We start from the raw sequence: 1,577 nt of genomic DNA, 5'->3' as shown, positions 1-1,577 counted from the left end.
CAGCGCCGCCGTCCCCTGCCCCACCACTGCGCTATGTTCGTCCAGCACCACGGCTTTGACGCCGGAGGTGCCGATATCGATGCCCAGAAACATCGGCCGCCCTTACTTCACGAACGGATCGATGGTCGGGATCGTCCCGTCCGGGTTGAATTTCAGCTCGGTCATCTTGACGTTGCGCAGATGGTTCTTTCCCGACAATTGCGTGTCGGCGTAGAACAGCCACCACTTGCCCTTCCACTCGACGATCGAATGATGGGTGGTCCAGCCCTGCACCGGGCTCAGGATATGTCCCTTATATGTGAAGGGGCCATAGGGGCTCGTCCCGATCGCATAGTTCAGGAAATGCGTGTCGCCGGTCGAATAGGTGTAATAATATTTGCCGTCGCGCTTGAAGACCCAGGACGCCTCGAAGAAGCGCTTGTCATGGTCGCCGCCCAGCACCGGCTTGCCCTTTTCGTCGAGGATCACGACGTCGCGCGGGGCTTCGGCAAAGGTCTTCATGTCGGGGTTCAGCCGGGCGATCTTACCCGAAATGGCGGGCTGGTCGTCCTGCTTCAGGTCGGTATCGCTGCCGTTGGGATCGTACTTGCCGTCCTTCCAGCGCTGAAGCTGACCGCCCCAGATGCCGCCGAAATACATATAGGCCTTGCCGTCCGCGTCCTGGAACACGGCGGGGTCCATCGAATAGCTGCCCGGGATCGCCTGCGGTTCGGCCTTGAAGGGGCCCATCGGATTCTTGGACGTCGCGACGCCGATGCGGAACGCGCCCAGGCCGTTCTTGTCCTTGGTCTTATCGCGCGCCGGGAAATAGAGATAATAGGTGCCGTCCTTATAGGCGGCGTCGGGCGCCCACATCTGCTGCGAGGCCCAGGGCACGTCCTTCACGTCCAGCGCGACCGGGCCGACGGTGACGGGCCCGCCCGGCTCGTCCATGCGCAGCACGCGATAGTCGCGCATCGCATATTGGTTGCCGAGATCATCGTCCTTCGTCTCGGTCGGGATGTCGTGGCTGGGATAGATATACATCTTCCCGTCGCCCCAGACATGGGCGGACGGGTCGGCGGTGAAGATGTCGCGCACCAGCGGCTGCGACAGGTAATGACGGCCATCGGGAGCGGTCGGATTGGGATCGTGGGATGCGACGGCGCTATTGTCCTGCACCGCATTGTCGGCCGCCTTGGGGCCACCACAGGCCGCCGTGCCAAGACCCAGCACGACCACGCTGGTCATCATCAAGCGCTTCATCGCTTACCTCTCCCATGCGCTCCATCTTTGGAGCTTTGATCGCACGATAGCGCTATCAGTTGGCGGGATGCAAGGTCGGTTTGTCGTTTTCGGTTTTGTCGGCACGGGAGACGTCGCATTGCTTGACAAAGGGTGGCCGTGCATTGTTGGTAACGATATCTGACCCCTCGCTCACCATCGCAGGGCTCGCATCACGACAAGACCGACACGTGATGTCGGCGGATACCCAGGACAGAGGATGACCCGCATGGCCCTTCGCTTCTCGCAATCCCGCTGGCTGCTCGCCGCCGGTCTGGCGCTCGCGCCGCTGGCCGCCGCGCCTGCCCAGTTGC

At 62.3% G+C, this 1,577-nt stretch carries 1 protein-coding gene; it reads right to left on the bottom strand.

Going from position 1 to position 1,577, the window contains the following annotated elements:
* Positions 1-102 precede the first annotated feature (102 nt).
* Positions 103-1,245: a glycoside hydrolase family 43 protein gene (locus SB4_RS18140; protein ID WP_241488690.1), complete on the bottom strand. Its 1,143-nt coding sequence runs from the start codon at positions 1,243-1,245 to the stop codon at positions 103-105.
* Positions 1,246-1,577 lie beyond the last annotated feature (332 nt).

This window comes from Sphingomonas sanguinis, assembly GCF_001476905.1.
GTDB lineage: Bacteria > Pseudomonadota > Alphaproteobacteria > Sphingomonadales > Sphingomonadaceae > Sphingomonas > Sphingomonas sanguinis_B.
The sequence above is the reverse complement of the archived record's forward strand: the minus strand, read 5'-3'. Positions and strand labels throughout refer to the sequence as shown.